Source organism: Clostridium tyrobutyricum DSM 2637 = ATCC 25755 = JCM 11008 (genome assembly GCF_000359585.1).
In the GTDB taxonomy this organism is placed as follows: Bacteria; Bacillota; Clostridia; order Clostridiales; family Clostridiaceae; genus Clostridium_B; species Clostridium_B tyrobutyricum.
In genome coordinates this window covers 14,940-40,570 of the sequence record NZ_APMH01000036.1, presented here as the reverse complement: position 1 = coordinate 40,570, position 25,631 = coordinate 14,940, and the positions used below count along the sequence as shown (strand labels likewise).

Annotated in this window: 24 protein-coding genes and 1 other annotated feature; of the genes, 12 read left to right on the top strand and 12 right to left on the bottom strand. The window is 29.5% G+C overall.

Going from position 1 to position 25,631, the window contains the following annotated elements; genetic code table 11:
- Nucleotides 1-73: 73 nt before the first annotated feature.
- Nucleotides 74-622: a 2'-5' RNA ligase family protein gene (locus tag J418_RS0113390; RefSeq protein WP_017751463.1), complete on the bottom strand. Its 549-nt coding sequence runs from the start codon at nt 620-622 to the stop codon at nt 74-76.
- A 213-nt stretch (nt 623-835) separates the two neighbouring features.
- On the opposite strand from J418_RS0113390, the gene J418_RS16250 reads away from it, so the two are divergent.
- The 6 genes from J418_RS16250 (at nt 836) to J418_RS0113360 (ending at nt 4,710) form a co-directional block, all read left to right on the top strand.
- On the top strand, nt 836-1,000 hold the full coding sequence (locus J418_RS16250) for a DUF1540 domain-containing protein (RefSeq protein ID WP_017751462.1): 165 nt from the start codon (nt 836-838) through the stop codon (nt 998-1,000).
- 196 nt (nt 1,001-1,196) lie between these two features.
- The gene (locus tag J418_RS0113380; protein ID WP_017751461.1) at nt 1,197-2,453 is read left to right on the top strand and encodes a UDP-N-acetylglucosamine 1-carboxyvinyltransferase; all 1,257 of its coding nucleotides are present in this window, start codon (nt 1,197-1,199) and stop codon (nt 2,451-2,453) included.
- Nucleotides 2,454-2,502: 49 nt separating this feature from the next.
- A complete protein-coding gene (locus J418_RS0113375; RefSeq protein WP_017751460.1) occupies nt 2,503-3,288 on the top strand; it encodes an MBL fold metallo-hydrolase in 786 nt (261 codons plus the stop codon).
- Nucleotides 3,289-3,306: 18 nt separating this feature from the next.
- Nucleotides 3,307-3,879 (top strand): GerMN domain-containing protein, encoded by a 573-nt coding sequence (locus tag J418_RS0113370; RefSeq protein WP_017895867.1) that lies wholly within the window; start codon nt 3,307-3,309, stop codon nt 3,877-3,879.
- Nucleotides 3,857-4,057 carry a CxxH/CxxC protein gene (locus tag J418_RS0113365; protein ID WP_017895866.1) on the top strand — a complete coding sequence of 67 codons (201 nt, stop codon included), beginning with the start codon at nt 3,857-3,859 and terminating at the stop codon, nt 4,055-4,057. Before J418_RS0113370 ends, J418_RS0113365 begins: the two co-directional genes overlap by 23 nt.
- Nucleotides 4,058-4,209: 152 nt before the next feature.
- Nucleotides 4,210-4,710, top strand: coding sequence for an SEC-C metal-binding domain-containing protein (locus tag J418_RS0113360; protein WP_017751457.1), 501 nt, complete (start codon nt 4,210-4,212; stop codon nt 4,708-4,710).
- Between the two features lie 45 nt (nt 4,711-4,755).
- Here the strand turns inward: J418_RS0113360 and asnS are convergent, their stop codons facing one another.
- The 9 genes from asnS to glgB all read right to left on the bottom strand — a co-directional run bounded on the left by asnS (nt 4,756) and on the right by glgB (nt 18,986).
- Nucleotides 4,756-6,147, bottom strand: coding sequence for an asparagine--tRNA ligase (gene asnS, locus J418_RS0113355; protein WP_017751456.1), 1,392 nt, complete (start codon nt 6,145-6,147; stop codon nt 4,756-4,758).
- Nucleotides 6,148-6,194: 47 nt separating this feature from the next.
- Nucleotides 6,195-6,445 (bottom strand) — a binding site (T-box leader).
- 75 nt (nt 6,446-6,520) lie between these two features.
- Nucleotides 6,521-7,027 carry a methylated-DNA--[protein]-cysteine S-methyltransferase gene (locus J418_RS0113350; protein ID WP_017751455.1) on the bottom strand — a complete coding sequence of 169 codons (507 nt, stop codon included), beginning with the start codon at nt 7,025-7,027 and terminating at the stop codon, nt 6,521-6,523.
- Nucleotides 7,028-7,063: 36 nt separating this feature from the next.
- Nucleotides 7,064-8,881 (bottom strand): DUF4434 domain-containing protein, encoded by a 1,818-nt coding sequence (locus J418_RS0113345; protein ID WP_017751454.1) that lies wholly within the window; start codon nt 8,879-8,881, stop codon nt 7,064-7,066.
- A 92-nt stretch (nt 8,882-8,973) separates the two neighbouring features.
- Complete coding sequence (glgD, locus tag J418_RS0113340) at nt 8,974-10,086, bottom strand: glucose-1-phosphate adenylyltransferase subunit GlgD (protein WP_017751453.1); 1,113 nt, start codon at nt 10,084-10,086, stop codon at nt 8,974-8,976.
- A 35-nt stretch (nt 10,087-10,121) separates the two neighbouring features.
- Nucleotides 10,122-11,273, bottom strand: coding sequence for a glucose-1-phosphate adenylyltransferase (locus J418_RS0113335; RefSeq protein ID WP_017895865.1), 1,152 nt, complete (start codon nt 11,271-11,273; stop codon nt 10,122-10,124).
- A 27-nt stretch (nt 11,274-11,300) separates the two neighbouring features.
- Nucleotides 11,301-13,076 (bottom strand): alpha-amylase family glycosyl hydrolase, encoded by a 1,776-nt coding sequence (locus tag J418_RS0113330; RefSeq protein WP_017895864.1) that lies wholly within the window; start codon nt 13,074-13,076, stop codon nt 11,301-11,303.
- A gap of 19 nt (nt 13,077-13,095) precedes the next feature.
- The gene (locus tag J418_RS0113325) at nt 13,096-15,534 is read right to left on the bottom strand and encodes a glycogen/starch/alpha-glucan phosphorylase (RefSeq protein ID WP_017895863.1); all 2,439 of its coding nucleotides are present in this window, start codon (nt 15,532-15,534) and stop codon (nt 13,096-13,098) included.
- 53 nt (nt 15,535-15,587) lie between these two features.
- Nucleotides 15,588-17,015, bottom strand: coding sequence for a glycogen synthase GlgA (gene glgA, locus J418_RS0113320; RefSeq protein ID WP_017895862.1), 1,428 nt, complete (start codon nt 17,013-17,015; stop codon nt 15,588-15,590).
- A 54-nt stretch (nt 17,016-17,069) separates the two neighbouring features.
- On the bottom strand, nt 17,070-18,986 hold the full coding sequence (glgB, locus tag J418_RS0113315) for a 1,4-alpha-glucan branching protein GlgB (RefSeq protein ID WP_017751448.1): 1,917 nt from the start codon (nt 18,984-18,986) through the stop codon (nt 17,070-17,072).
- A 229-nt stretch (nt 18,987-19,215) separates the two neighbouring features.
- On the opposite strand from glgB, the gene J418_RS0113310 reads away from it, so the two are divergent.
- From J418_RS0113310 to J418_RS0113285, 6 genes are all read left to right on the top strand, one after another.
- Nucleotides 19,216-19,461 (top strand): TM1266 family iron-only hydrogenase system putative regulator, encoded by a 246-nt coding sequence (locus tag J418_RS0113310; RefSeq protein WP_017751447.1) that lies wholly within the window; start codon nt 19,216-19,218, stop codon nt 19,459-19,461.
- 15 nt (nt 19,462-19,476) lie between these two features.
- Nucleotides 19,477-20,682: a [FeFe] hydrogenase H-cluster maturation GTPase HydF gene (hydF, locus tag J418_RS0113305; RefSeq protein WP_017895861.1), complete on the top strand. Its 1,206-nt coding sequence runs from the start codon at nt 19,477-19,479 to the stop codon at nt 20,680-20,682.
- Between the two features lie 222 nt (nt 20,683-20,904).
- Complete coding sequence (locus J418_RS0113300; protein WP_017751445.1) at nt 20,905-21,396, top strand: dUTP diphosphatase; 492 nt, start codon at nt 20,905-20,907, stop codon at nt 21,394-21,396.
- Between the two features lie 130 nt (nt 21,397-21,526).
- On the top strand, nt 21,527-21,961 hold the full coding sequence (locus J418_RS0113295) for a DMT family transporter (RefSeq protein ID WP_017751444.1): 435 nt from the start codon (nt 21,527-21,529) through the stop codon (nt 21,959-21,961).
- Nucleotides 21,962-22,030: 69 nt separating this feature from the next.
- Nucleotides 22,031-23,224 (top strand): S8 family serine peptidase, encoded by a 1,194-nt coding sequence (locus J418_RS0113290; protein ID WP_017751443.1) that lies wholly within the window; start codon nt 22,031-22,033, stop codon nt 23,222-23,224.
- Nucleotides 23,225-23,285: 61 nt separating this feature from the next.
- Nucleotides 23,286-23,807 (top strand): ferritin, encoded by a 522-nt coding sequence (locus J418_RS0113285; RefSeq protein ID WP_017751442.1) that lies wholly within the window; start codon nt 23,286-23,288, stop codon nt 23,805-23,807.
- A 46-nt stretch (nt 23,808-23,853) separates the two neighbouring features.
- Here J418_RS0113285 and J418_RS0113280 read toward each other — a convergent pair whose 3' ends face one another.
- Both J418_RS0113280 and accD read right to left on the bottom strand, forming a co-directional pair.
- A complete protein-coding gene (locus J418_RS0113280) occupies nt 23,854-24,699 on the bottom strand; it encodes an acetyl-CoA carboxylase carboxyltransferase subunit alpha (RefSeq protein ID WP_017751441.1) in 846 nt (281 codons plus the stop codon).
- 29 nt (nt 24,700-24,728) lie between these two features.
- Nucleotides 24,729-25,604 (bottom strand): acetyl-CoA carboxylase, carboxyltransferase subunit beta, encoded by an 876-nt coding sequence (gene accD / locus J418_RS0113275; RefSeq protein ID WP_017895860.1) that lies wholly within the window; start codon nt 25,602-25,604, stop codon nt 24,729-24,731.
- Nucleotides 25,605-25,631 lie beyond the last annotated feature (27 nt).

Sequence of the window (25,631 nt, the reverse complement as noted above, 5' to 3'; positions counted from 1 at the left end):
CAACTTATAAAAAGAATTTACTTGATCTATAGGTATAAAACATCCTGGATAGTTAAAACCATCCAGGATATTTTTAATACTCTCTAAGTTGAAAATTTTTTATAAGCATCTCTTTCTTATTATTCACAGGCTTCCATAATGCTATTCTATTGACAGTTATCATTTTGTGTATATTTTCTTTTTTAGCAGTTTGACAAGCTGCTACATATTCCTTACTGCTCCACTCCCTAACTGCATAATTCGTATTTGCTAGTGAAATATGCAGATCCCAATTTTCGATATTCTCTCTTACTTTAAATTTATGTAATCTTAAAAGTTCATTTAACTGTCGAGATAATCTTATTATATAGCCCTTATCTTCTATTTTCAAATTCACAGACTTATATGGAGGGTCAAAGCATATGGCACCATTTATATTTACTTTAAACTCCTTATATGGTTTTAAAAATTTTGAAACTATTTTAGTCAATTTATCTATATCAGGATTGTCAATAATTTCAAGTGTTATATGTAAAACTGGCATATGCCTATATAATTTATATTTTCTGCACATATCTCTTTGAATACGTTCAACATGTGAATAAGAATCTTTATTAAATAATGCTACTAGATAATACTTCATTTATTTTAATCCTCCAATTAATATTGTTCTACAATTAATTATAACATATAATTATAAATTCAATATTCTCATTTGAATGAAATTATTTCCAGTATATTTAAAAGTAAAGTATCCATACTATTTATTGTACAACATTTAAAATATTAAAAATCGAAAGGGGTGAAAAATCTGCTGTAAATCTGATATTAAAATAAAAAGACAGCAGATGAAACTATGAATAATACAAAGAATGAAAGTATAGGATGTATAGTAAATGAATGTAAATACCATGCACAGAAAGATAACTTCTGTACATTAAACAAAATTCAAGTAACTAAACATGAAAATACAGCACACGACGTTGAATGTACTGACTGTGGAAGTTTTATGAAACAATAATTCATCAACCACAATTTATATATCAATATATTAGCCTAGTTTAACTAATTAAACTAGGCTTTTTGACGTTTACTTTTAAAAATTTTTATGTTAAAAACTCTTTAATTTATGATATAATAAAATTTGTGTAATATGAATTAATTTGATATTTTCTAAACTTTACATATATAAATTTGTGATAAGGATGGTTACTTAAATGGATAAATTAGTAATTACTGGAGGCAATCCTCTTTTTGGCTCTATAGAAATAAATGGTGCAAAGAATGCTGCTGTAGCAATATTACCTGCTGCAATAATGGCTAGTAAAAATAAATGCGTAATAGATAATATACCTAATATAGAAGATGTACATTGCATTGAAAGAATTCTGAAAAGCCTTGGGTGTGATATTAAAACCAAAAAAAACTCTGCTACAATTGATAGTACTCATATAGCTAGTCTAAGTGCAAATACAGATGATGTAAGAAAAATGAGAGCATCTTATTATCTAATAGGTGCATTACTTGGAAGATTCAAAAAAGCATCTGTAGAACTTCCTGGTGGTTGTCCCATAGGAGTTAGACCTATAGACCAGCACATAAAAGGCTTTGAAGCCTTAGGTGCCAAAGTGAAAATTACACATGGTTCTGTTATGGTTGAAGCTGATGAATTGATAGGGACTAATATATTCTTTGATGTAGTTAGTGTTGGCGCCACAATAAATGTAATGCTTGCTGCAACATTGGCAAAAGGTGTAACTACACTTGAAAACGTGGCAAAGGAACCACATGTAGTAGATGTAGCAAATTTTTTAAATAGTATGGGTGCAAATATAAAAGGTGCTGGTACCGATGTTATAAGAATAGTTGGAGTCGAAAGCCTAAGTGGATGCACCTACAGCGTAATTCCAGACCAAATAGAAGCAGGTACATATATGATTGCCTCTGCTGCATGTGGCGGTGAAGTTACCATTGAAAATGTAATTCCAAAACATCTTGAATCCATTTCCGCAAAGCTAGTAGAAATGGGATCAGAAATAAGAGAAAATGGGGACTCTATTACTGTAAAATCAAGCGGTAACTTAAAAGGTGTCAACATTAAAACTCAACCTTATCCTGGTTTTCCAACTGATGTACAACAACCAATGAGTACACTATTAACTGTAGCAAAGGGTAGAAGTATAATAAACGAAAGCATATGGGAAAGTAGATTTAAGCATGTAGATGAACTAAAGAAAATGGGTGCAAATATTAAAGTAGAGGGAAGAACTGCTATAATAGATGGCGTAGATAAATTAACAGGCGCAGTAGTAAAAGCAACGGATTTAAGAGCTGGAGCTGCAATGGTCATTGCAGGACTTATAGCAGAAGGAACTACAGAAGTTTTAAGTATAGAACATATAGATAGGGGCTACCCTAATATTGAAGATAAATTTAAGGCCTTAGGAGCTTATATCCATAGAGAATGTGAATAAATTTATATGAGTACGTAAGAAAACTTAAGGCAAGAGGAGAATTTATAATATGATTTTTTGTCCATTATTTAGCGGAAGCAGTGGTAATAGTACATTTATAGCTTCCAATAATACAAAGATTTTAGTAGATGCAGGTCTTGCCGGTAAAAATATAGAAAAGGCGTTATCAAGTATTAATCAAAATCCAAAAGAATTAGATGCTATTTTTGTTACTCACGAACATACTGATCATATAAAAGGTGTAGGCGTACTATCCAGAAGATATGATATACCTATATATACAAATGAACTCACCTGGAATGCTATGTCACCAAACATAGGAAAAATTAAAGACAATAACATAAAAATAATTTCTGATAAACATGTAAATATTAAGGATATGGACGTAATAAGTTATAAAATATCTCATGATGCAGCTGATCCAAGAGGCTACGAAATTTGTGCTGGAAACAAAATAGCTTGTATCGCAACAGATTTAGGTTTTTTTTCAGATGAAGTAAAAAAAAGATTATATAGGGCAAATGTAATATTGCTTGAAAGCAATCATGACACGGAAATGCTAAAATTTGGTCCATATCCATATGTTTTAAAGAAAAGAATTTTAAGCAGTATAGGTCATTTATCCAATGATGATTGTGGTAAAGCCATAATTGATATTATAAACGATAAATTTAAAAAAATAGTTTTAGGGCATTTAAGTAAAATTAACAATTATCCTGAATTAGCTTACAAAACCGTAATAAACATTTTGAATGAAAATGGAATAAAATTAAACAAAGATATAAATATATCTATGGCAAATCGCAATATGCCAAGTAATTATACAGAATTTTAATAGAAAGGTGGAAATTTTTTGAAAAACCATTTTAATATTTTACTATATTCTATTATCATAATTTCATCCCTACTATTAACTTCTTGCACTAAAAAAGATACTGTAAGTATAACTAATAGTGAAAAAGAAAAGAAAATTGCCTTTTCAAAAGATAGCGACAATAATAATTTATTAGATTTAAAGATATATTTTGACTCTTCTAGTAAACTTAACAACGTAAAAGTGTCCCAAGAAAAGAGAGTTATAAAAAAAGATGAACTTTTAGCTGAAACCATAATGAATGAGCTCATAAAGGGACCTTCAGTAAAAGGACAGTTATCACCTATTTTACCTAATGATACACGACTCTTAACTCTATCAATAAAAGATAACATAGCTTACATTAACTTAAGTAAAGAAGCTAATATACCTATGACTTTCTCAAAAGAAAAGACTTGTATCAAAAGTATAGTTCTATCACTAACTCAAGTATCCACCATAAATAAGGTAAAAATTTCAATAGAAAATACTGATATCAATATATTTGGAAATAATTTTGATTTATCAAAACCTGTTGGAAAGGAGGATGTTGAAAATATCAAACAAAATTAGATACTCTTGTGAAGAACATGTAGATATAGCTTTAGATGAATTTTTAGATGAACTTGAGACATTTCCATATCTTACTTATGTAAATAATTGTCAAAATTCTAAAGTTGTACATGAAAAAAACATTAAATGCAGCTATTGCAATAGTAATGCTGTTTATTCATTGGATATAAAACCTTAATCATTATTTTAATTTTATATGAATATTAACTTATATAATTGCAAACTATCATAATATTTATTATAATAGTTCAAGCAAATATTTTAATTTTAAACATTATAATAAAAAGGGAGGTACTGCTTATATACAAACGTATATAAGTATAATAAACTATGAGTTTATATAAAGATTGGACAAATAAAGTTGTAACCTTAGTTAAAACTAAGGGAGAAGCTGAGTTTTGGAAAGAATATGGGGAAACTGAAAAAAATGTATATACAAAAATATTAGCTGAAAATAGAAGTACTATTACTGGAAACATAAATGAATTATCCAAGCATTTTGATATATCAACAGTATTTTTTATAGGTTTCTTGGATGGTATAAACGACAGTTTGGATGAACAGCTTGACCTTGAAAAGTTAGAAGAAGATTCAAATATTACTATAAAAATTAATTTTGAAAAATTATATTTCAATATGCTAGATGCCAAAGCTGATTATCTCTATAAACTTTCACAATGGGATTCTATTTTTTCCAGTGAAAAGAGAAAAGCTATTCATAAACAGTGGGTTTCTTCAAAAACAATAGTAAATAAAAATAAAACTGGTAGAAATGATCCCTGTCCATGTGGAAGTGGTAAAAAATATAAAAACTGCTGCGGTAAAAATTAATATATCCGGACATATAAATAATTAATTTATATGTCCAAATTATTTTTAAAACTCAGCAGATCCTGTAGTTCTAGGAAATGGTATCACATCTCTTATGTTTGACATTCCTGTAATATACATAAGTATTCTTTCAAATCCAAGTCCAAATCCTGAATGTTTAGTTTCTCCATATTTTCTAAGTTCAAGATACCACCAATAATCCTCTTTATTTAATCCAAGCTCTTTTATCCTGTTTTCAAGAACTTCATACCTTTCCTCTCTTTGGCTTCCGCCAACTATTTCTCCTACTCCAGGGACAAGTAAATCTGCTGCTGCTACAGTTTTACCATCACCATTTGCCCTCATGTAAAAAGCTTTTATGTCCTTTGGATAATCTGTTACGAATATAGGTTTACCATAGACTTTTTCAGTCAAAAATCTTTCATGTTCTGTCTGAAGATCAATTCCCCATTCTACTGGATATTCAAATTTTTGTCCACTTTTTCTAAGTACATCAACTGCTTCAGTATAAGTTATTCTTCCAAATTTTGAATTTACTACATTATCTAATCTATCAAATAGTCCTTTATCTATAAAAGAGTTAAAAAATTGCATTTCTTCAGGAATATTTTCAAGTACATATTTAATTATATACTTTACTAATTCCTCCGCAGTATCCATATAATCATTTAAATCTGCAAAAGCCATTTCAGGTTCTATCATCCAAAATTCAGCTGCATGTCTTGCAGTATTTGAATCCTCAGCTCTAAATGTAGGTCCAAATGTATAAACGTTTCTAAAAGCGAGTGCCATAGTTTCTGCTGAAAGCTGACCACTTACTGTTAAATTTGTCTCTTTACCAAAAAAATCTTTAGAATAATCTACTTTTCCATCTTCCGTCTTAGGAACATTATTTAAATCCAGTGTAGTAACTTTAAACATTTCCCCTGCGCCTTCACAGTCACTTCCTGTTATAAGAGGAGTTTGTGCATATACAAATCCCCTTTCTTGAAAAAATCTATGTACAGCATATGCTGCTACAGACCTCACCCTAAATACTGCAGAAAATGTATTGCTTCTTCCCCTTAAATGTGCAATAGTTCTTAAATATTCAAGAGTATGTCTTTTCTTTTGTAGAGGATAATCTGAAGATGACATTCCTTCTATAAATATGTTTTTAGCGTGAATTTCAAAAGGTTGCTTTGCATTAGGAGTAATTACTACCTTTCCTTCTATTGCTAGTGAAGAACTAATTGGAAGTTTAGCTACTTCTTTAAAATTATCAATAGTATTATCAAAAACAATTTGAATATTTTTAAAAAATGTTCCATCGTTTAGTTCTATAAATCCAAAATTTTTTGAATCCCTTATAGTTCTTATCCATCCTAAAACTTTTACTTCTTTATCTGAAAACTTCTCAGTATTTCGATAAATAGTTTTTACTAATGTTGTTTCCATAAATGTAACCTCCATAAATATTTTAATTAAAAAAGCCCTTCATCCCTTAAAGGGACGAAAGAGCTATAAATCCGCGGTACCACCCAATTTGTCATAAAATGACCAATCTTTTATAGAATAGAATTTGCCTATTCTATAAGCTATAAGACGCTCAATACCTCTAAGCCTACTTTTTATGATTAAATTTCGGTTAGAAACTCAGAGATGTTCTTCAATAAAAGACTTATTACTGGACTTTCACCATAACCAGTTCGCTAAAATAATTCTAAATATTTACTCTTCTCTTCATAGTTATATAATATTCTTCTATTATACTTTACCATAAAATTATAATATTTATATAATTTTGTGTCAATATAAAAATGTATTGTCATTAATCTACTATAATTTTAAAATTTTTTTCATGCTTAAGGAGCCATCTTTTTCTCCATAAACCTCCACTATATCCAGTAAGGCTTCCATCTTTTCCAATTACTCTATGACAAGGTATTACAATAATAATATTGTTGTTATGATTAGCTCCTCCAACAGCTCTTACAGCCTTTCTATTTCCAATTCTATCTGCTATATCCATATAAGAGCAAGTATTTCCATAAGGTATGTTCATAAGCTCATTCCACACCTTTTTTCTAAAATCTGTTCCTTGTAAGCTTATTCTTAATGAAAACTCTTTTCTCTTTCCCATAAAATACTCATTCAATTGATCTTTGCAGTCCCTTAAATACCTATAGACATCCAAATCCATATCTTTTTGAAATTTACTTGAGCTTATTTCATTTAAATTCCCATCTATAAAACTTATAGATATTATTCCCAATTTAGATGCTGTTATTTTTATTATTCCAATAGGAGACTTGTAATATTCGCTATAATTCTTCATTCTCTTTTCACTTTCCTTGTATTATATTTTAAATATTTAATTTCTTACCTGAAATTCATCTATAAAAATATAATGATTGGCTTCAGGTATAGATGTAAGCTTCACATATCTTGCCCTAACCGGTTTATTTAAAGTAAGATAAAGTGGATATTTTGAACCATTTCTTTCTGAAAATGGAACGTCGGGTATTCTTACAAGACCTACAGGTATAAAATTAACTCCATCTTCAGAAACTGCAATTGATGCTGATTTAGGCAGCATTGCCCACTCCCTGGGTTTTCTGTAATAATCTATCATAAATTGGCTAACCTGTTTAATACTTTTAAGATCTATCTGTACATTAAAAGGGCTATTATACCATCCCAAAAAAGCTTTATCTTTTACTGTATAACGTGAAGAAAATTTACTGTCTGTTAGTTTATTAGACCATAAACTATCATAATTATAATCTGGTTTTGGACTTAAAGTGTAATTACATCCTTTTGATAAAAGTATAGGAAATACTTTTAAAGTATCTGAAGCAACTGTAACAGTATTGGATACATGAGACTCATTTCCATAAAAATCCACAGATTTAACTGAATAGGTAAATAATCTAACATTGTTCTGTAATATAGGTTTATCAACCACACTTAAATAAAATTGTTTGGTTTGCCCACCATATTTTCTCTGTACTACAGGATTAAAGATCAGAACTCCATTTCTATATATTTTATATCCTTCAATATTATCATTCCTACTTGGACTATTCCAAGTTAATTTAAATTCATTTTTATCAATAGTACTCACAGTTAGATTTTTAGGTTTAGGAACATTATTATTTTTTAATCCACCTTCTTTTACATATTGTGAATATGCTTTATTAAATCCAGGATTAATATTATTAGGACTGTAATAATGACTATAAGAAAAACTAACTATCTTATCTACACATGGCTGTTCAAGTTTAAGTTGATTTATGAATCTATCTAAACTTGCGCTAGAATTGTTTACATAATCAAAAGTCTCTGCATTTGCCCACAACTGCAAACCTTTTTTAGTGTTGACAGCCTTTCTTAAGGCAGTAAACCATGGATTTATCTGATTTATATCCAGTCCTCCAGACCCCACGGAATCTTGTGGACAAAATACATCTCCTTTTTGGAGATTTACTTTAGAAAAAAAGTATTTCCAGTTGTCTGCATATTCTTTAGCCGTTCCCATATCAGAATTTATAAAAGGTGACATTAAAAAAGGCAATCTTTGCTTTGATGAATTAAGATAATTTAGGTTTATATTTATACCCTGTGCCAAATTTTCAAATGCATCTTTACTATTAAATTTAGCATTATCTACCTCGTATGGAAAATACCAGCCATAAAAAGCATGTGGATATTTAGAATGGTATCTCTTATACAATTCATTGCAAATCAGGTTTGTTTTATTCATTTCATTTTTAAACCAGTCTGTATCATTTATAGATACATTCCACCAAGCATTATTAAAATCAGTAGCTAAAAAAACCTTCATACCTGATTTTTCCGCTGCTTTTAAACACAAATCTACTTGATCTGTATTTCCATAAATTTTTTTAGTTCCAGGTATATTACTTTGATAGACTGTTTCTGTAATGTTATTTTCTGTAAAAGCAATGTTTGTCAAAATCAAATACTGCATTTTATTTTCAGTAAGATACTTCAATTCCCTATTCCAATCATTTTCATCCCAATTCTGAGCTAAATCAACTTGTATAAATGAGCCTGATAATATAGGATAATTCTTATTTTGTCTTAATGGACTTCTAAAGTACAATAATATACCTGTAAAAAATATAATAACAATTAATAATAAACATATAAAGTTTCTTCTTTTCATATTATTTTCCTCTCAAATTTATATTAAATTAAAAGGAGATAAAATTAATATCCCCTTAAAATTATATAATATAAAATTTTTATAGTATATACTTAATATATTTTTTCATCATTTTGTATTACAACAGGTGTATACTTGTCCCCTTTTAATTCTCTATTGGAATCTATACACACATTTTTATTCAAAATAGTATATTCCATCTTAACATTTTCACCTAAAACACAATTTTCAAGTACTATACAATTTCTAAGTATGGATCCTTTAGATACATTTACTCTTCTAAATATTATACTATTTTCTACAGTTCCATATATAGAGCATCCATTTGCTATTATAGAATTTTTTACATTACTTGATTGAAAATATTTTGCGGGTATTTCATCATTTGTTTTAGTATATATAGGTCTTTCAATTGAAAACAATTCTTTCATTACCTTATGATCTAAAAGTTCCATACTTGTACGATAATAAGTTTTTATAGAATTTATACAACTTAAATATCCTTCAAATTCAAAAACACCCACCTTTAAATGTTCAAGACAATTATATATATGATATTTTACCTTCCTATAACTTCCCGTAGATACACATTCATTGACTATATCCAGAAATATTTTTTTCTCCATCATATATATTTCCATATTTATATTTGCTTCCTTATTTACTCCTATATTTCTTCCTATACTTACAACTCTTCCCTTTTCATTAATATTTAACGTTTCACAATGCAAGAACCTAGAATCTGCATCTTCAACATTTTTATATACTATTGTAATATCATTTTTTGATCTTATATGAAATTTCATTGCCTGGTTTAAATCTATATTGCATAACATATAAGAAGATGCAATAATCACATAATCTTCTTTACTTCTCTTAAAATAAGTTATATTTTTAGAAAAATTATGTACATCGTCAAAACTAGGGGCTTCTTCTGTAAAATTAAAAACTCTGAGTCCATCTATTTTTCTGCTTAAATCCCAGGGCCTTCCATTGCTTAGGTGATCTATGAGTGATCTCGACTCCATCTTAGTAAATATTCCTATATTTTCTATACCGCTATTAGCCATATTGGATAATATAAAATCAATAATTCTATATCTACCTGCAATAGGTATAGAGGCAAAAGTTCTGTCTCTAGAAAGTTCCTTTATATTATCATCATTTTCATCTAGATTTATAATACCCATAAAGTTTTCATACATAGTATCACTCCTATAAAATAAAAATTGAGCACATTCTACACATTCACAAATATAGATCCTGACTTTACATCTACATTTGATCCTACGACAGTAATTTGTTTTCCATCGCCTATAATACTATTTCTTCTAACTGTTACATTACTGCCAACAACTGCTTTATTAATTATAACGTTATCCCCAATTTTAGTATTAGGCATTATAACTGAATCTATTATCTTAGAATTCTTCCCTATAACGCATCCTGAAAATATAATAGAATGATTTACTTCTCCATATATTTCACACCCATCTACTGCAATTGATGATTTAATATTTGCATTAGGTCCAATATACTGAGCTGGTTCTACATTGTTCACTGAATATATTCTCCAATCAGGATCCCCCAAATTAAGTTCATTATCTTCTCTTAAAAGATCCATATTGGCTTCCCATAGGCTATCTATAGTTCCAACATCCTTCCAATATCCCTTAAAAGAATATGCATACATTTTTACTCCCATCTCCAACATATTTGGTATAATATTTTTCCCAAAATCATTAGCCGAACTTTTGTTGTTTTCATCCGCTCTTAAAAATTTTTTTAGAAGCTTCCAATTAAAAATATATACACCCATGGATGCCTTTGTACTTTTAACTTTTACTGGTTTCTCTTCAAATTCATATACACTCATATCCTGCTTTGTATTTATTATTCCAAATCTATATGTCTCCTCTTTTGGTACTTCAATAACCGCAATAGTTACATCTGCTTTTTTTTCCTTATGAAATTTAAGCATATCTCCATAATTCATTTTATATATATGATCTCCTGAAAGTATGAGTACATATTCAGGGTCATAGTTATCTATAAAAGTAATATTTTGATATATGGCATCTGCTGTTCCCTTATACCAATTGCCACCATTTTCTTCCTGATAAGGTGGGAGTATATATACTCCTCCATCTCTCCTGTCTAGATCCCATGAACTTCCTATACCTATATGTGAATTCAATTCCAAAGGCTTATACTGCGTTAAAACTCCTACGGTATATATTCCTGAGTTAGAGCAGTTACTTAATGCAAAATCTATAATTCTATATTTTCCTCCAAAAGGTACTGCTGGTTTAGCTAATTTTTTAGTCAGTATACCCAGTCTTGAGCCTTGTCCACCAGCTAATATCATGGATAATATCTGTTTTTTCTTCATGGCAATCCCCCATTTTCTGATCAATAATTAACGGCATAAAATTTTTATTTCCAAAGGCAGTATCCTTGTGTCACTGATTTTATCCAATTTTATATCAAAAGATTTAGATGAATTTCTGTTTATTACAATCAATATTCTTTCTTGCTTAAATGTTCTCTCATAACATAATACGTCTTTGCCCATATCATAAAATCTTATACTGCCATTTTTTAATGCATCATATTTATTTCTTAACCCTGTTATATATTTATAAAACTTCAATATAATTTTATTCTCATTTCCCCAAGGATATGTCTTTCTGTTAAGTGGATCTTTTCCTCCAGAAACTCCTGCTTCATCACCATAATATATAAGTGGAACTCCCGGCATAGTCATTTGAATAGTGACAGCCATTTTTAAAAATTGTATTTGATCGTTTTGCTTATTGCTTAATACTGTGAGAATTCGCTCTGTATCATGGGTTCCTATTATGTTCAAATTGGAATAGAATATTTCTTTAGGATAATTTTCATATAAACTAATTATCATTCTTTCAAACATTTTGGAATCTACATTTCCATTTAGAAATCCTATCACAGCATTTCTAAATGGATAATTAGTTATGGAATCAAGTTCCCTGCCAAAAACATATTTCCTTCTATTTGAATAACTTATCTTATTGGATGCATCTTCCCAAACTTCACCTATTAGTATAGAGTCCTCTTTAATTCTCTTTATCTTAGTTTTTATTTTTTCTATAAAATCATCAGGCAGCTCATCTGCTACATCTAATCTCCATCCGGATACGCCTAGATCCATCCATTTCTTCAATACTGAGTCTTTTCCCTCGATAATAAAATCTATATAACTGCTTTCCATTTCGTTTATACTCGGCATATTGTCTATGCCCCACCAACTATCATATTTATCTGGGTACTCCTGAAATGTATACCATTTATAATATGGTGAATCTTTTGATTGATATGCCCCTGTTGAATTATAGTTTCCATATTTATTAAAATAAATACTGTCATCTCCAGTATGATTAAACACTCCATCTAAAATAATTTTTATACCTAACTTATTTGCTTCTTTACATAATTCATTAAATATTTCTTCATTTCCATACATCTCATCTATAGATTTATAATCTCCAGCATCATATTTATGATTACTTTTAGATTTGAATATAGGATTTAAATATATTGCAGTAGTCCCCAAACTCTTTATATAATCAAGTTTTTCAATTATACCTTTTAAATTTCCTCCAAAGAAATCCCATCTGGCTATTTTTCCATTTGTATCTTTTACATACATTGGTTCATCCTGCCAACTTCCATATATAAAACTATTATTTTTAGTGTTAATAATTTTTCCATTGCCATTTCTAAACCTATCTACAAATATTTGATATACAATACCTTCCTTAAACCACTCTGGTACCTTAAAAGGCTCATATACAGTTATTTGATAGGTTACTGGATTGTTATAGTATACTTGCCCTTCTCCTCCCAATCCATCAGAATTATTGCCATAGTAAATATAAGAATCATCATTAAGCTTTATCCTGAAAAAATAATTGATAAGCCCTGTGTAATTTTGTGATAAGTCTATATTGTAATAATACAGATAAGTTTCATTTTCCTTAGTTTCAACATTCATCTTTGCATATTTTTCATCATAATTGAAATATTGTAAGTGTAAATATACTTCTAAAAGTTTATTAGACGTTATCGAAATATATACCTTTTTTCCCTTAGGTACTGCCCCAAAAGGCTTTCTATAGCAACTCTCTCTAGAATCATGTTTTAATTTAAAATCCATACCATGCCTCTTTCCAAATTTATTCTAGATTTTTATATAAACATTTTGACCCCCATATACCTGTAGCATATTCTCTTATGGTTCTATCACTAGAAAATATTCCAGAGTGAGCTATATTTACAGCACACATTCTTTGCCATTTTGATTTATCCCTATAAAGTCTATCTATCTTTTCCTGAGCCTCTAAATAAGAATAAAAATCCTTTATTACAAAGAATTCATCATTATAAGTTACTAGATTCTCATATATGCTTTTAAATTTGTTTTTATCCTTGCAGTAAGTACCATCTACCAGTGAGTTAATAATTTTTTTTAATCTTACATCATTGTTTATAATATTTTGTGAAACATATCCTCCGGTTTTATACAAATTCAATACCTGCTTTTCTGTAAGTCCGAATATTACTATATTTTCATCTCCAACTTCATCTCTTATTTCCACATTTGCTCCATCTAAAGTTGCTATTGTAACTGCTCCATTCATCATGAATTTCATATTACTAGTCCCTGACGCCTCTTTAGTAGTAGTAGAAATCTGCTCACTAACATCTGCAGCAGGTATAATAACTTCAGCTAAGGATACTCTATAATTCTCCATAAATATTACTTTTATCTTTTTATTTACTCTATCATCATTATTTATTTTATCAGCCACCATATTTATCAATGTAATTATATCTTTAGCTAAATAGTACCCTGGTGCAGATTTACCTGCAAATATAAAAGTTCTAGGAACTATATCAAGATTTGGATTTTCAATAAGTCTATTATATAAATCCATTATTCTAAGACAATTTAAAGTCTGCCTTTTATAAGCATGAATTCTTTTTATCTGAACATCGAATATAGAACTTATATCTATATTTATACCCTTGTCTTTATATATAAGATCTGCCAACTTTCTTTTATTTTCTAATTTTATATCTCTTAATCTATTTTGAACTTCTATATTGTGCGCAAATTTTTCAAAATTTATCATATCTGTAGGATGAGTTATGAAGCTATCACCTATTTTTTCTTTTAAGAACATTGTAAGTTTTGGATTTGCACTTATGAGCCATCTTCTATGAGTTATACCATTTGTTTTATTATTAAATTTATTAGGGTAACAATAATAAAAATCTGACATTTCCTGCTTTTTTAATATCTCGGTATGAAGTTTTGCTACACCATTTACGCTGTGACTTCCTACTATAGCAAGATGAGCCATTTTTATATATCCATTATCTATTATTGCCATCTTTCTTACCTTATCCCATTGACCAACATACTTGTTTTTTAATTCACTGCAAAATCTTTTATCTATTTCTTGTACTATCATAAATATCCTTGGTAACAGTTTTTTAAACATTTCTATAGGCCATTTTTCCAGTGCTTCTGCCATTATAGTATGATTTGTATAGGACATTATATTATTTGTCATTCTCCATGAAGTATCCCATCCAAAACCTTCCTCATCTATAAGTATCCTCATAAGTTCTGGTATAGCGAGAGTAGGATGTGTATCATTTATGTGTACCGCTATTTTTTCATCTAATTCTTTCATATTTCCTTGAGCGCTTTTAAAATGATGTATGATACTTTGAAGCCCTGCAGATACAAAGAAATACTGCTGCTTTAATCTCAAGACCTTTCCTTCGTAAAAACTATCATCGGGATATAATATTTGAGATATGGATTCAACAGAATCTCTATACTCCATAGCTTTTTTAAAATCACCACGATTAAATGATGAAAAATCAAATTCATTAGATAAAGGCTCGGCACTCCAAAGTCTTAGAGTATTTACAACATTATTCTTATATCCTACTATTGGCATATCGTAAGGTACAGCTAAAACCGCATCATAATTTGTATGATTGAATTTTAAATTTCCATCTGTATAATCTACCCTAACATCTCCGCCGAATTTAACTACTCTTGCTTTATCTGTCTTCTTTATTTCCCAGATATTTCCCCTCTTTAGCCAATCATCTGGAACTTCTACCTGAGAGTCATTTATTATCTTCTGGCTAAAAAATCCATATTTATATCTTATCCCACAACCATGGCCTGGTATACTCAAGGATGCCATTGAATCCAAAAAGCAAGCCGCTAGTCTTCCTAATCCTCCATTACCAAGTCCCTGATCTTCCTCAAGATTTTCTAATTTATCTAAATCTATTCCCAAATCATCTAAGGCTGCCTTACATGTATCTCTTATACCTAAATTTAATAAATTACTACCAAGAAGTCTGCCAAGCAAGAATTCCATAGAAAAATAGTAAACTTGCTTCTTACTATTTTCCTTATATTTTTTATTTGTATCTATCCACATTTTGGCAACATAATCTCTCACAAGACTTCCTAATGCCTCATATTTGTTATAATCTGTTCCTTCATCTAAATCTTTACCATGAATTTCTATAAATTTTTGTCTATAATCCTTCTTGAATGTTTCTTTATCTATACTTAGCATGAAATTCCTCCTAATAAAATATCTATCCTTAGGTGAATATTTAAAACATACAACTATAACATACTCTTATACAATGATTTATAAAGTTCTGCAGAATTACTCCAGCTATTGTCAGTTTCCATTCCCTGCTTAATTATATTTTTCCATATCTCTTCTTCTCTGAAGTATTCAAGTGCATTATCTATTACATGTAAAAAATCATCTGCATTAAATTTTGAAAAACTAAATCCATTTCCCTTCATAGTATATTTATTATAAGGTATAATTGTATCTTTAAGTCCTCCAGTTTCTCTAACTATTGGAATAGAACCATATCTTAATGCTATCATTTGTCCTAACCCACAAGGCTCAAATAGAGATGGCATTAAAAACATATCAGATGCAGCATATATTTTATGTGCCAATACATCGTCAAAATATATACTTGAAGATACAGTTCTAGGATACTTTGAGGCAAGGTATCTAAAATAATCTTCATATTCACCATACCCTGTTCCTAGTATTACCAATTGAACATGTTTTGAAACAAGTCTTTCCCCTATATTTTCTATAATATCCATTCCCTTCTGAGGAGTGAATCTTGATATGATTGCCAACATAGGTACGTTTTCATCAATATTCAGATTTAGATCTTTTTGAAGTTTTAATTTATTTATCATTTTATTTCTCAAGTTATTTTTATCATAATTTCTAAATATCATATTGTCCTTTTCTGGATTGTAAATATTATAATCTATTCCATTCAAGATTCCCCAAAGGTCACTGCTCCTGCTCCTTAACAATCCATCTAGATTTTCTCCATATTCAGGACTCTGTATTTCAAATGCATAAGAACGGCTTACTGTGGATATCTTGTCACTGTAATTTATGCCGCTTTTCATAAAACTTACAGCCCCATTTAATTCTACACTGCCATTTTCACATAATATCTTATCAAGATTAAATAACTCTCCTAAAACATTTTTATCAAAGTTGCCCTGGAAAAGAAGATTGTGTACGCTATATACAAATTTAATTCCACTATAGAAACCATCCTGTTTGTATTCAATTTTATATAACACTGGAATCATACCTGTCTGCCAATCATTACAATGTATTATATCCGGTTTATAATTAATCTGCCACAACATATTCAATACGGCCCTGTCAAAAAATGCAAATCTTTCTCCATCATCATAATATCCATAAATGTTATCCCTTGAAAAATAGTATTCGTTATCTATCAAATAATAAATTACTCTCTCATATTCATACTCAAATATTCCACAATACTTATTTCTCCAACCTACAGGTACATAAAAATATTTGATAAAATTTAATTTTTTTACTAAATCAGATTTTATAGTACTGTATTTAGGAATAACCACTCTCACATCTACATTTATTTTTTTTAAATACTTAGGAAGTGCACCTATTACATCACCAAGTCCTCCAGTTTTAATAAAAGGATCTGCTTCAGAAGCAACTAATAGTACTTTCATATAAATTCCCCCTTAACCATTGCTTGTTTTTTATACTATTTTATTTTTTAAATTTCAAATTACATTATGTTGTGCTATTTGAAAATATATTTTTTTAGGTTTTATTATAACTGCAGCCATAGGAGGTATCTTTATAGAAAGACAGAACTTTTGATTGTGATATTTTTTATTTTTAGAATAAAGTATGTCTTTATTTATTACTCCTGAACCTCCAAATTCTTCTCTATCAGTATTGAAAATCTCTTTATATTCACCTAAATATGGCACCCCTATGTCATAATCAGAATAACTTTTTGATGTGAAATTACAAATTATTATAAGCACATTTTCTTTTTGGCTACATTTTCTCATAAATATTAATATGCTCTGATTAGAGTTATCTGCATCTATCCAATTAAAGCCTCTCTTATCATAATCAAATTCCCATAGTGATTTCTCATGTATATAGATTTTATTTATATTCTTAAAAAAGTTTAAAGTAGCTTTATGCATAGGAAATCTGTCTATGAGTTCCCAATCCAACTGTTCTGAATTTTTCCACTCTGAAAACTGTCCAAATTCACTTCCCATGAATATGACTTTCTTACCTGGATGAGTATACATATATGTAATAAATACTCTAAGTCCTGCAAATTTATTACAATAATCTCCCCACATTTTATTTACCAACGATCCCTTTCCATGAACAACTTCATCATGTGATATTGGGAGTATAAAATTTTCCGAATAATTATACATCATGGAAAATGTAAGTAATTTATGATTATATTTTTTTTCCTCTGGGCTCATATTTATATATTTCAATACATCGTTCATCCATCCCATATTCCACTTAAAATTAAATCCCAATCCCCCAACATATGCTGGTGCTGTAATTAAAGGCCATGCTGTAGATTCTTCTGCAATCATAATTAAATTTGGGAATTCATTAAAAAGTGCAGCATTTAATTGCCTATAAAATTCCACAGCTTGTAGATTTTTATTATCACCATTTTCATTAGCTGTCCATTCACCCGGTCCTTTGTCATAATCCAAATAAAGTGTATTGGCAACAGCATCCACTCTAAGACCATCTATATGAAATTCTCTTAACCAATATAGAGCATTTGATATTAAAAAACTCCTAACTTCCGGTTTGCCCAAATCAAAATTTCCAGCACCCCAGCCCTTATTTTCAGATTGTTTTTCATCTTTATATTCATAGGTAGATGTACCATCAAATTTATATAATCCATGTTCATCTTTGCAAAAATGTCCCGGCACCCAATCCAATATAACTCCTATGCCTTCTTTATGAAGTGTATCAACAAAATATTTGAAATCTTCTATGCTTCCATATCTACTCGTTATAGAATAATACCCCGTCACTTGATAACCCCAGGAGTCATCTAATGGATGCTCCATTATTGGCATTACTTCAACATAATTGTAATTCATACTTTTTAAATATTTAGAAAGTTGTAGTGATATATCTTTATAATTTAAAAATTCTCCACTTTTATTTTTTCTCCATGAACCAAGATGGACCTCATATATATTAATAGGTGTTTTGTATACGTTTGTTTTTTTCCTTCTAGATATCCACTTAGCATCTTCCCATCTGAATATTTTTTGCCGTACTATCTTTGAAGCATTGTCAGGTCGTTTTTGTGAATATCTAGCGTAAGGATCGCATTTTAAAATAGATTTATTGTATTTGTCTATAATTTGGTACTTATATATATATTCCTTATTTATACCTGGTATAAATCTACTCCACAAGTCCTTGCCAAATATTTTATTTAATCTATATCTATCATCAGATTTCCAATTATTAAAGTCACCCACTACCCTTACTTCTTTGGCATTAGGTGCCCATACAGTAAATCTAGTTCCAGACCTTCCCTTTTCCCTTCTAAAATGCGCTCCCATAAAACTATAACTTTTATAGTTATTACCTTTATAAAAGAGAATTACATTCTTATCTATCATTGGCATCACCACCCCATACTTCTAATCATTTACAATATTTATATATATAAGATTCTATATATATTTTATTTTCCCTTCTATTAAATAATATATAATTTTTTGTTGTTCATATATTAAATATAATTATAAAATAAGATTATAAGAACTAAAAATCCAAAATAATTTTGACATAAAAAAATTATATAATTATAATTAATTTATCTTAATGTTTAAAATTGGTGGGTGTGTTATGGAAAAAAGAATAGGCGTAGTTGGAATAGTTGTAAAAGACTTAGATAATGCTTCAACAGTAAATAAAATACTTCATACTTTCGCTCATATAATAGTGGGCAGAATGGGAATTCCATATAAAGAAAAAAATATATCAATAATATCTTTAATAGTGGATGGTACTTCAGATGAAATAAGTTCTATGACAGGAAAACTTGGTAAAATCGATGGAATAACTGTAAAAGTTGCAATAACAAAAAAATAACAGGGAGTTGATATTATGCAAGATACTCCAAAGGCAAATAGACTACATATTGCATTATTTGGAAGAAGAAATGCGGGAAAATCCAGTCTTATAAACTCAATAACAGGTCAAGATATTGCTCTTGTGTCAGAATTCTTAGGAACAACTACTGACCCTGTATACAAAGCTATGGAACTCCCACCTATTGGTCCTGTAGTCATAATAGATACAGCAGGATTAGATGATACAGGTACACTTGGAGAACTTAGAATAAAGAAGACAAAAGAAGTAATGGACAAAACTGATCTGGCAATTTTGGTATTTACTCAGGAAAATCTTGATCTGACCCTTGAAAAAAATTGGTATAGTAAATTAAAAGAATGTAAAATACCTACAATCGGAGTATTAAATAAAATAGACAATGATAGAATAGACATAGACGAAACTTTAAAGCTTCTAAAAAAACAATTTCCCATACCTTTTATAAAGGTAAGTGCCAAAATGAATAAAAATATAGGTACTTTAAAAGAAGCGATTCAAGTAACTGCACCTACAGACTTTGAAAAGGAAACTATAGTAGGGGATATACTTTCACCTAAATCTAAAGTAATATTAGTTGCTCCACAAGATCTAGAGGCACCTAAAGGGAGGCTTATACTTCCTCAAGTTCAAGTTATAAGGGATGTACTGGATCATGACTGTCTTGCACTTACAGTAAAGGATTCAGAACTTTCAGATATGCTTGCATGCTTAAAAGATGATCCTGATCTTGTAATTACAGATTCTCAAGTATTTGGGAAAGTAAATAAAATATTACCTGAACATATTCCTCTTACTTCCTTTTCCATATTAATGGCAAGATACAAGGGTGATTTAAAAACATTAGTCAACGGTGCCAAAGCTATAGATAAATTAAAACCAGGAGATAAAGTTTTAATAGCAGAAGCCTGTACACATCATGCTTTAAAAAACGATATAGGTAGAGATAAAATTCCAAGATGGCTAAAAAATAAAGTAGGTGGAAATCTAGATGTAACAGTAAAAGCAGGTGTTGATTTTCCTGAGGATTTAACACCTTATAATATAATAATACACTGTGGTTCCTGTATGTTTAACAGAAAACAATTTATTACAAGACTTATAAGAGCACAATCACAAAACATTCCGATTACAAATTATGGAATAACTATAGCTTATTTAAATGGAATATTAGACAAAGTTACAAATATGTTTTTTCAATGATAAAGAGTAAGGGAAGAATATTACTTTAATTCTTCCTTTACTCTTTATCATTTACTAAAAAATTTTAAAATTTTTTTAATTTTTTTGGTGCAATCGATTGCACCTTATTTCAATATTTAATAAATTTAGATAAAATATATATGTGGGAATTTTTAAATTGATTGTTATAATCAACAATTAATATTATTTAATTATAAGTATATAGAAGGGCGGCTCTATTATATGAATCTTATAAATTTATTTGAATTGCAACAAAATTTAGATGTAAGAATTAGAAAAGAGCAGGGGTTAGAACATGAATCTCTTCTTTCGCAAAAAACACTAGCATTGCAAGTAGAAATAGCTGAATTAGCCAATGAATCTCGCTGTTATAAGTTTTGGAATAGCACTAATATTTCAAATAATAAATCAATTCTTGAATCACTTGTCAATTCTCTATATTTTTTATTGTCTCTGGGTATAGAAAAAAACTTTAATGATATAAATACTATTCAGTATAGAGAAAACAAAGCAAACATAACTTCTCAATTTTTAAATTTATATGTAGATATAAATGATTTTATAGTCTGTTCTTCTAAAGATCACTACATAACTTTATTTGAAGATTTTTTAAGTATTACTTTAAACTTTGGATATTCTCCCAATACTATTATAAAAGAATACACTAGTACTTATATTAGTGGACATTATTTGGGAGAAAAACAATATTTGTAATTTCAAAAAGAGATTTTTATTAAAATCTCTTTTTTATTGCATCCATAACTGAATAAAGCTTCACTTTATAATATTTCTGTATTTGGGTTACACTATTTTATATACAAAATACAAAAAAGAAGGTGAAACTATGTTAGGTATTCTATCTTCCATAATATCCGGAATGGTAATGAGCATACAAGGTGTTTTTAATACTAGATTAAGTGAAAAAATAGGTCTTTTGGAAACTACAGCTATAGTACAAGGAATAGGTTTTGTAATAACTTTACTACTAGTACTTATACTGGGAAAAGGTAATATACATAATATAAAAATGTGTAAAAAAATTTATCTTTTAGGTGGTGTACTTGGTATCATAATAACCTTTACTGTGATGTATGGTATAAAATCACTAGGTCCATCCTACTGCACTATATTAATTTTACTTGCTCAAGTGATAACAGCTTGCTTAATAGAAATTTTTGGACTATTCGATACAAAAACTATAAAGTTTAATTGGAATGAAATAATTGGAATTGTCTTTATGATAGCAGGCATAATTGTATTAAAATGGCAAATCAAATAAAAGAATTAGTCAATATCATGCTTGCTATTACATATATAATATAATAGGATTAATTTTTAGGAGCATACCATGTTTTCCATAAAGAGCAAATTAGAATCAAACTTAAAATCAGCCTTAAAAAACAAATATTATAGGAATTACAGAGTTATAATTCAGTGTAGTTCCCTAATAGACCGTATAGAAAAAAAAGTTAAAAGCTATGGTGGCGAATTATTACGTTCAATATCTTGTATAAATTGCATATGCGCCATTTTAAGTAATCGTGCTTTAAACAGATTAATAGAATTTCCTGAGGTAAAATATATTACTTGGGATATAAAGGCCAATCTATGTGGTAAAAATGTGCTGACTGCAAACAAAATAGTTTTCCAAGATAAATATAAACTTACAGGCAAAAACATATGTATAGGTCTTATAGATTCAGGTACTTATCCCCATCCAGATTTAATAGAAGGCAAAAATAAAATCAGAAAATTTCTAGACTTGATAAATTTCTATAATTATCCTTACGATGATAATGGGCACGGTACATTTATAAGTGGATTAATATCAGGAACTGGGAAATCATCCAACGGTTTATATTGCGGTATAGCTAAAAATAGTACTATATATTCTATAAAAGCATTTAATGCCCTTGGTACAGCTTATATAGGTGATATATTATTCTCTCTTCAAACGCTGATAAATGAAGCATCAGACTTAAACCTAAAAGTAATCTGCCTTCCTTTTGAGGTAAATACAAGAGATGAGTTCATATTGAATCTATTCCAATCAATTTTCAATATAGCTGTACAAAACAATATAGCCATAATTACTGCATCCGGTAACAATTCAAATCATGAAAATAGTATCCAAGGTATAGCCTTACTAAAGAACTGTATAACAGTAGGTGGTATTGATACAAGTTCTAATAATATAAAGCCTTATGAATATTCATCTTCTGGTCCATTTTCCAAAACTCAAAAGCCTGATCTAGTAGCTGCTTGTGTAGATATTTGCTCCACCAATGCAAATATAAATTATATATCTGAAAGAAGTGGCAAAAAATTATATCCAATAGCTTTAAAAGATCCTTATACATGTTATACTGGTACTTCATGTGCAGCTGCATATGTAAGTGGCATATGTGCGTTATTATATGAAAATAAGCCAGATATAACCTTTACCGACCTTGTTGCACTAATAAAAATATCCTGCAAATCATTAGACTTGCCAAAATATTTTCAGGGATCAGGTATGATACAATTTGAAAAACTTATGTAAAATGTGCTATTATAATTAATATGAGTTATTAATTACCAAAGATTAAAGGGAGGGTTTACTTATGTTAAGTGATAGACTTGTAACCGCTATAAATGATCAGATAAATTACGAGATGTATTCTGCAAATATATACTTTGCAATGCAAGCATACTGTGATTCATTAGACCTTGATGGCTTTGCAAATTTTTTCAAAGTTCAGATTGAAGAGGAAAACTTCCATACATCCAAATTTTATAATTTTTTGAATCAAATGGATGCCAGGATAAATATTGGAGCAATAGAAGCACCATCCAATGATTATGGTTCGATTCTTGAGGCTTTTAAGGAAGCTCTAAATCATGAAAAGAAAGTTACTAAAAGAATTTATAACCTTATGAATATAGCAACAGAAGAAAGAGATCATGCCACAATGAGTTTGCTCAAATGGTTTATTGATGAACAGGTTGAAGAAGAGGATACCTTTAATAAATTAATCAAAAAATTAGAGAGAATAGGAGATAACGCAGCTGCTCTTTATATGTTAGATACAGAGTTGCAGGCAAGAACTTTCGTGCCTCCTACTACTTCAAATGCAGCAAATTAATATAGTATCTTACTTAAGAATAACTATAGATATTCCTAATCTATAGTTATTCCTTATATTTTCCAATTTTTCTAAATTTATCATATCTTTGATCTAATAGCTCCTGAGTAGTATATTTTTTAAATATTCCTATACTTTCTACAAGTTCACTTTTCATAAGAGCTGCCATCTTGGCCAAGTCCTTATGTGCACCACCTTGAGGTTCCTTTAAAACTTTCTCTATTACACCATAATACTTTAAGTCCTTGGCAGTACATTTCATAACTTCAGCAGCTTGTTCCGCTTTAGATCCATCACGCCAAAGTATTCCAGCAAATCCTTCAGGTGATAATATTGAATAAACAGAGTTTTCAAGCATCCAAACTGAATTAGCTACAGCAAATGCAAGTGCTCCACCACTTCCGCCTTCTCCTATAACTATTGATATTATAGGAACCTTTAAGTTGAACATCTCCATCAAATTGCTTGCTATAGCCTCACCCTGCCCTCTTTCTTCTGCTTCCATTCCACAAAAGGCCCCGGGAGTATCTACAAAACATATGATAGGTCTGTTAAATTTTTCCGCCTGCTTCATGAGTCTTAAACTTTTTCTATATCCTTCTGGCTCTGGCATACCAAAGTTTCTTTCTATATTTTCCTTGGTATTTCGTCCCTTCTGCTGACCTACTACGGTAACTGGCTCTCCATCTAAAAGTGCAATTCCACCTACAATTGATGGATCATCACCAAAATATCTATCACCATGAAACTCCATAAAATTGTCAAATATTTTTTCTATATAATCTAAAGAAGTAGGTCTTTCAATCATTCTAGCAAGTTTTACTTTCTGCCATGCTGTTCTAGTATCCAACTTTTCATTTAAAATATCTTGTAATTTTGAAATTCTACCCATATCAAAACCTCCCTTCAATTTAAATTTTCCTATCTATTTCTAGCATGTATAAACAATATATTTTTTAAAGTGTTCTTCAAATTTTCCCTTGAAACTATACTATCTACAAAACCATGGTGAAGTAAAAATTCTGCACTTTGGAAACCATCTGGAAGCTTTTGCCTTATAGTTTGTTCTATTACTCTTTTTCCAGCAAAACCTATAAGGGCATTTGGTTCTGCCAAAATTATATCTCCGAGCATGGCAAAACTTGCTGTAACTCCGCCTGTTGTAGGATCTGTAATTACCGATATATACAGTAACCCTTCATTGTTTAATTTATTAAGCACAGCACTTATTTTTGCCATCTGCATAAGTGAAAATATTCCTTCCTGCATTCTTGCTCCACCGGAGGTTGTAAAAATAATCAAAGGCAAATGCATTTCTATGGCTTTCTCAACTGCCCTTGTAATCTTCTCTCCAACTACAGATCCCATACTTCCCATCATAAAATTACTGTCCATAACACAAATTACAGTTTGCATATCTCCTATAGTTCCTTTGCCAGTTATTACAGCTTCTTTCATCCCCGTCTTTTTACTCATTGTATCTATCTTTTCTTCATATCCTTTAAATGCTATAGGATTAGCAGATTCCATATTTCCATCAAATTCCTCAAAACTATCCTTATCCATTATAAGTTCTAATCTTTCTTTTGAATTCATTCTAAAATGATGACCACAATACTGACAAACTTTATTATTTCTATCTAAATCCTTTTTATATAAAGCTCTTTTACATTTACTACATTTTATCCACATACCATTTGGTATAAATGGTTTTACATCTGAATCTTCAGCGGCATTTCTAAGAGACTCCTGGCTTACAGTAATATATTTTGTTCTTTTAAAAAATTCATTCAACAAGCTTTATTCAACTCCTTCCCCACGTAA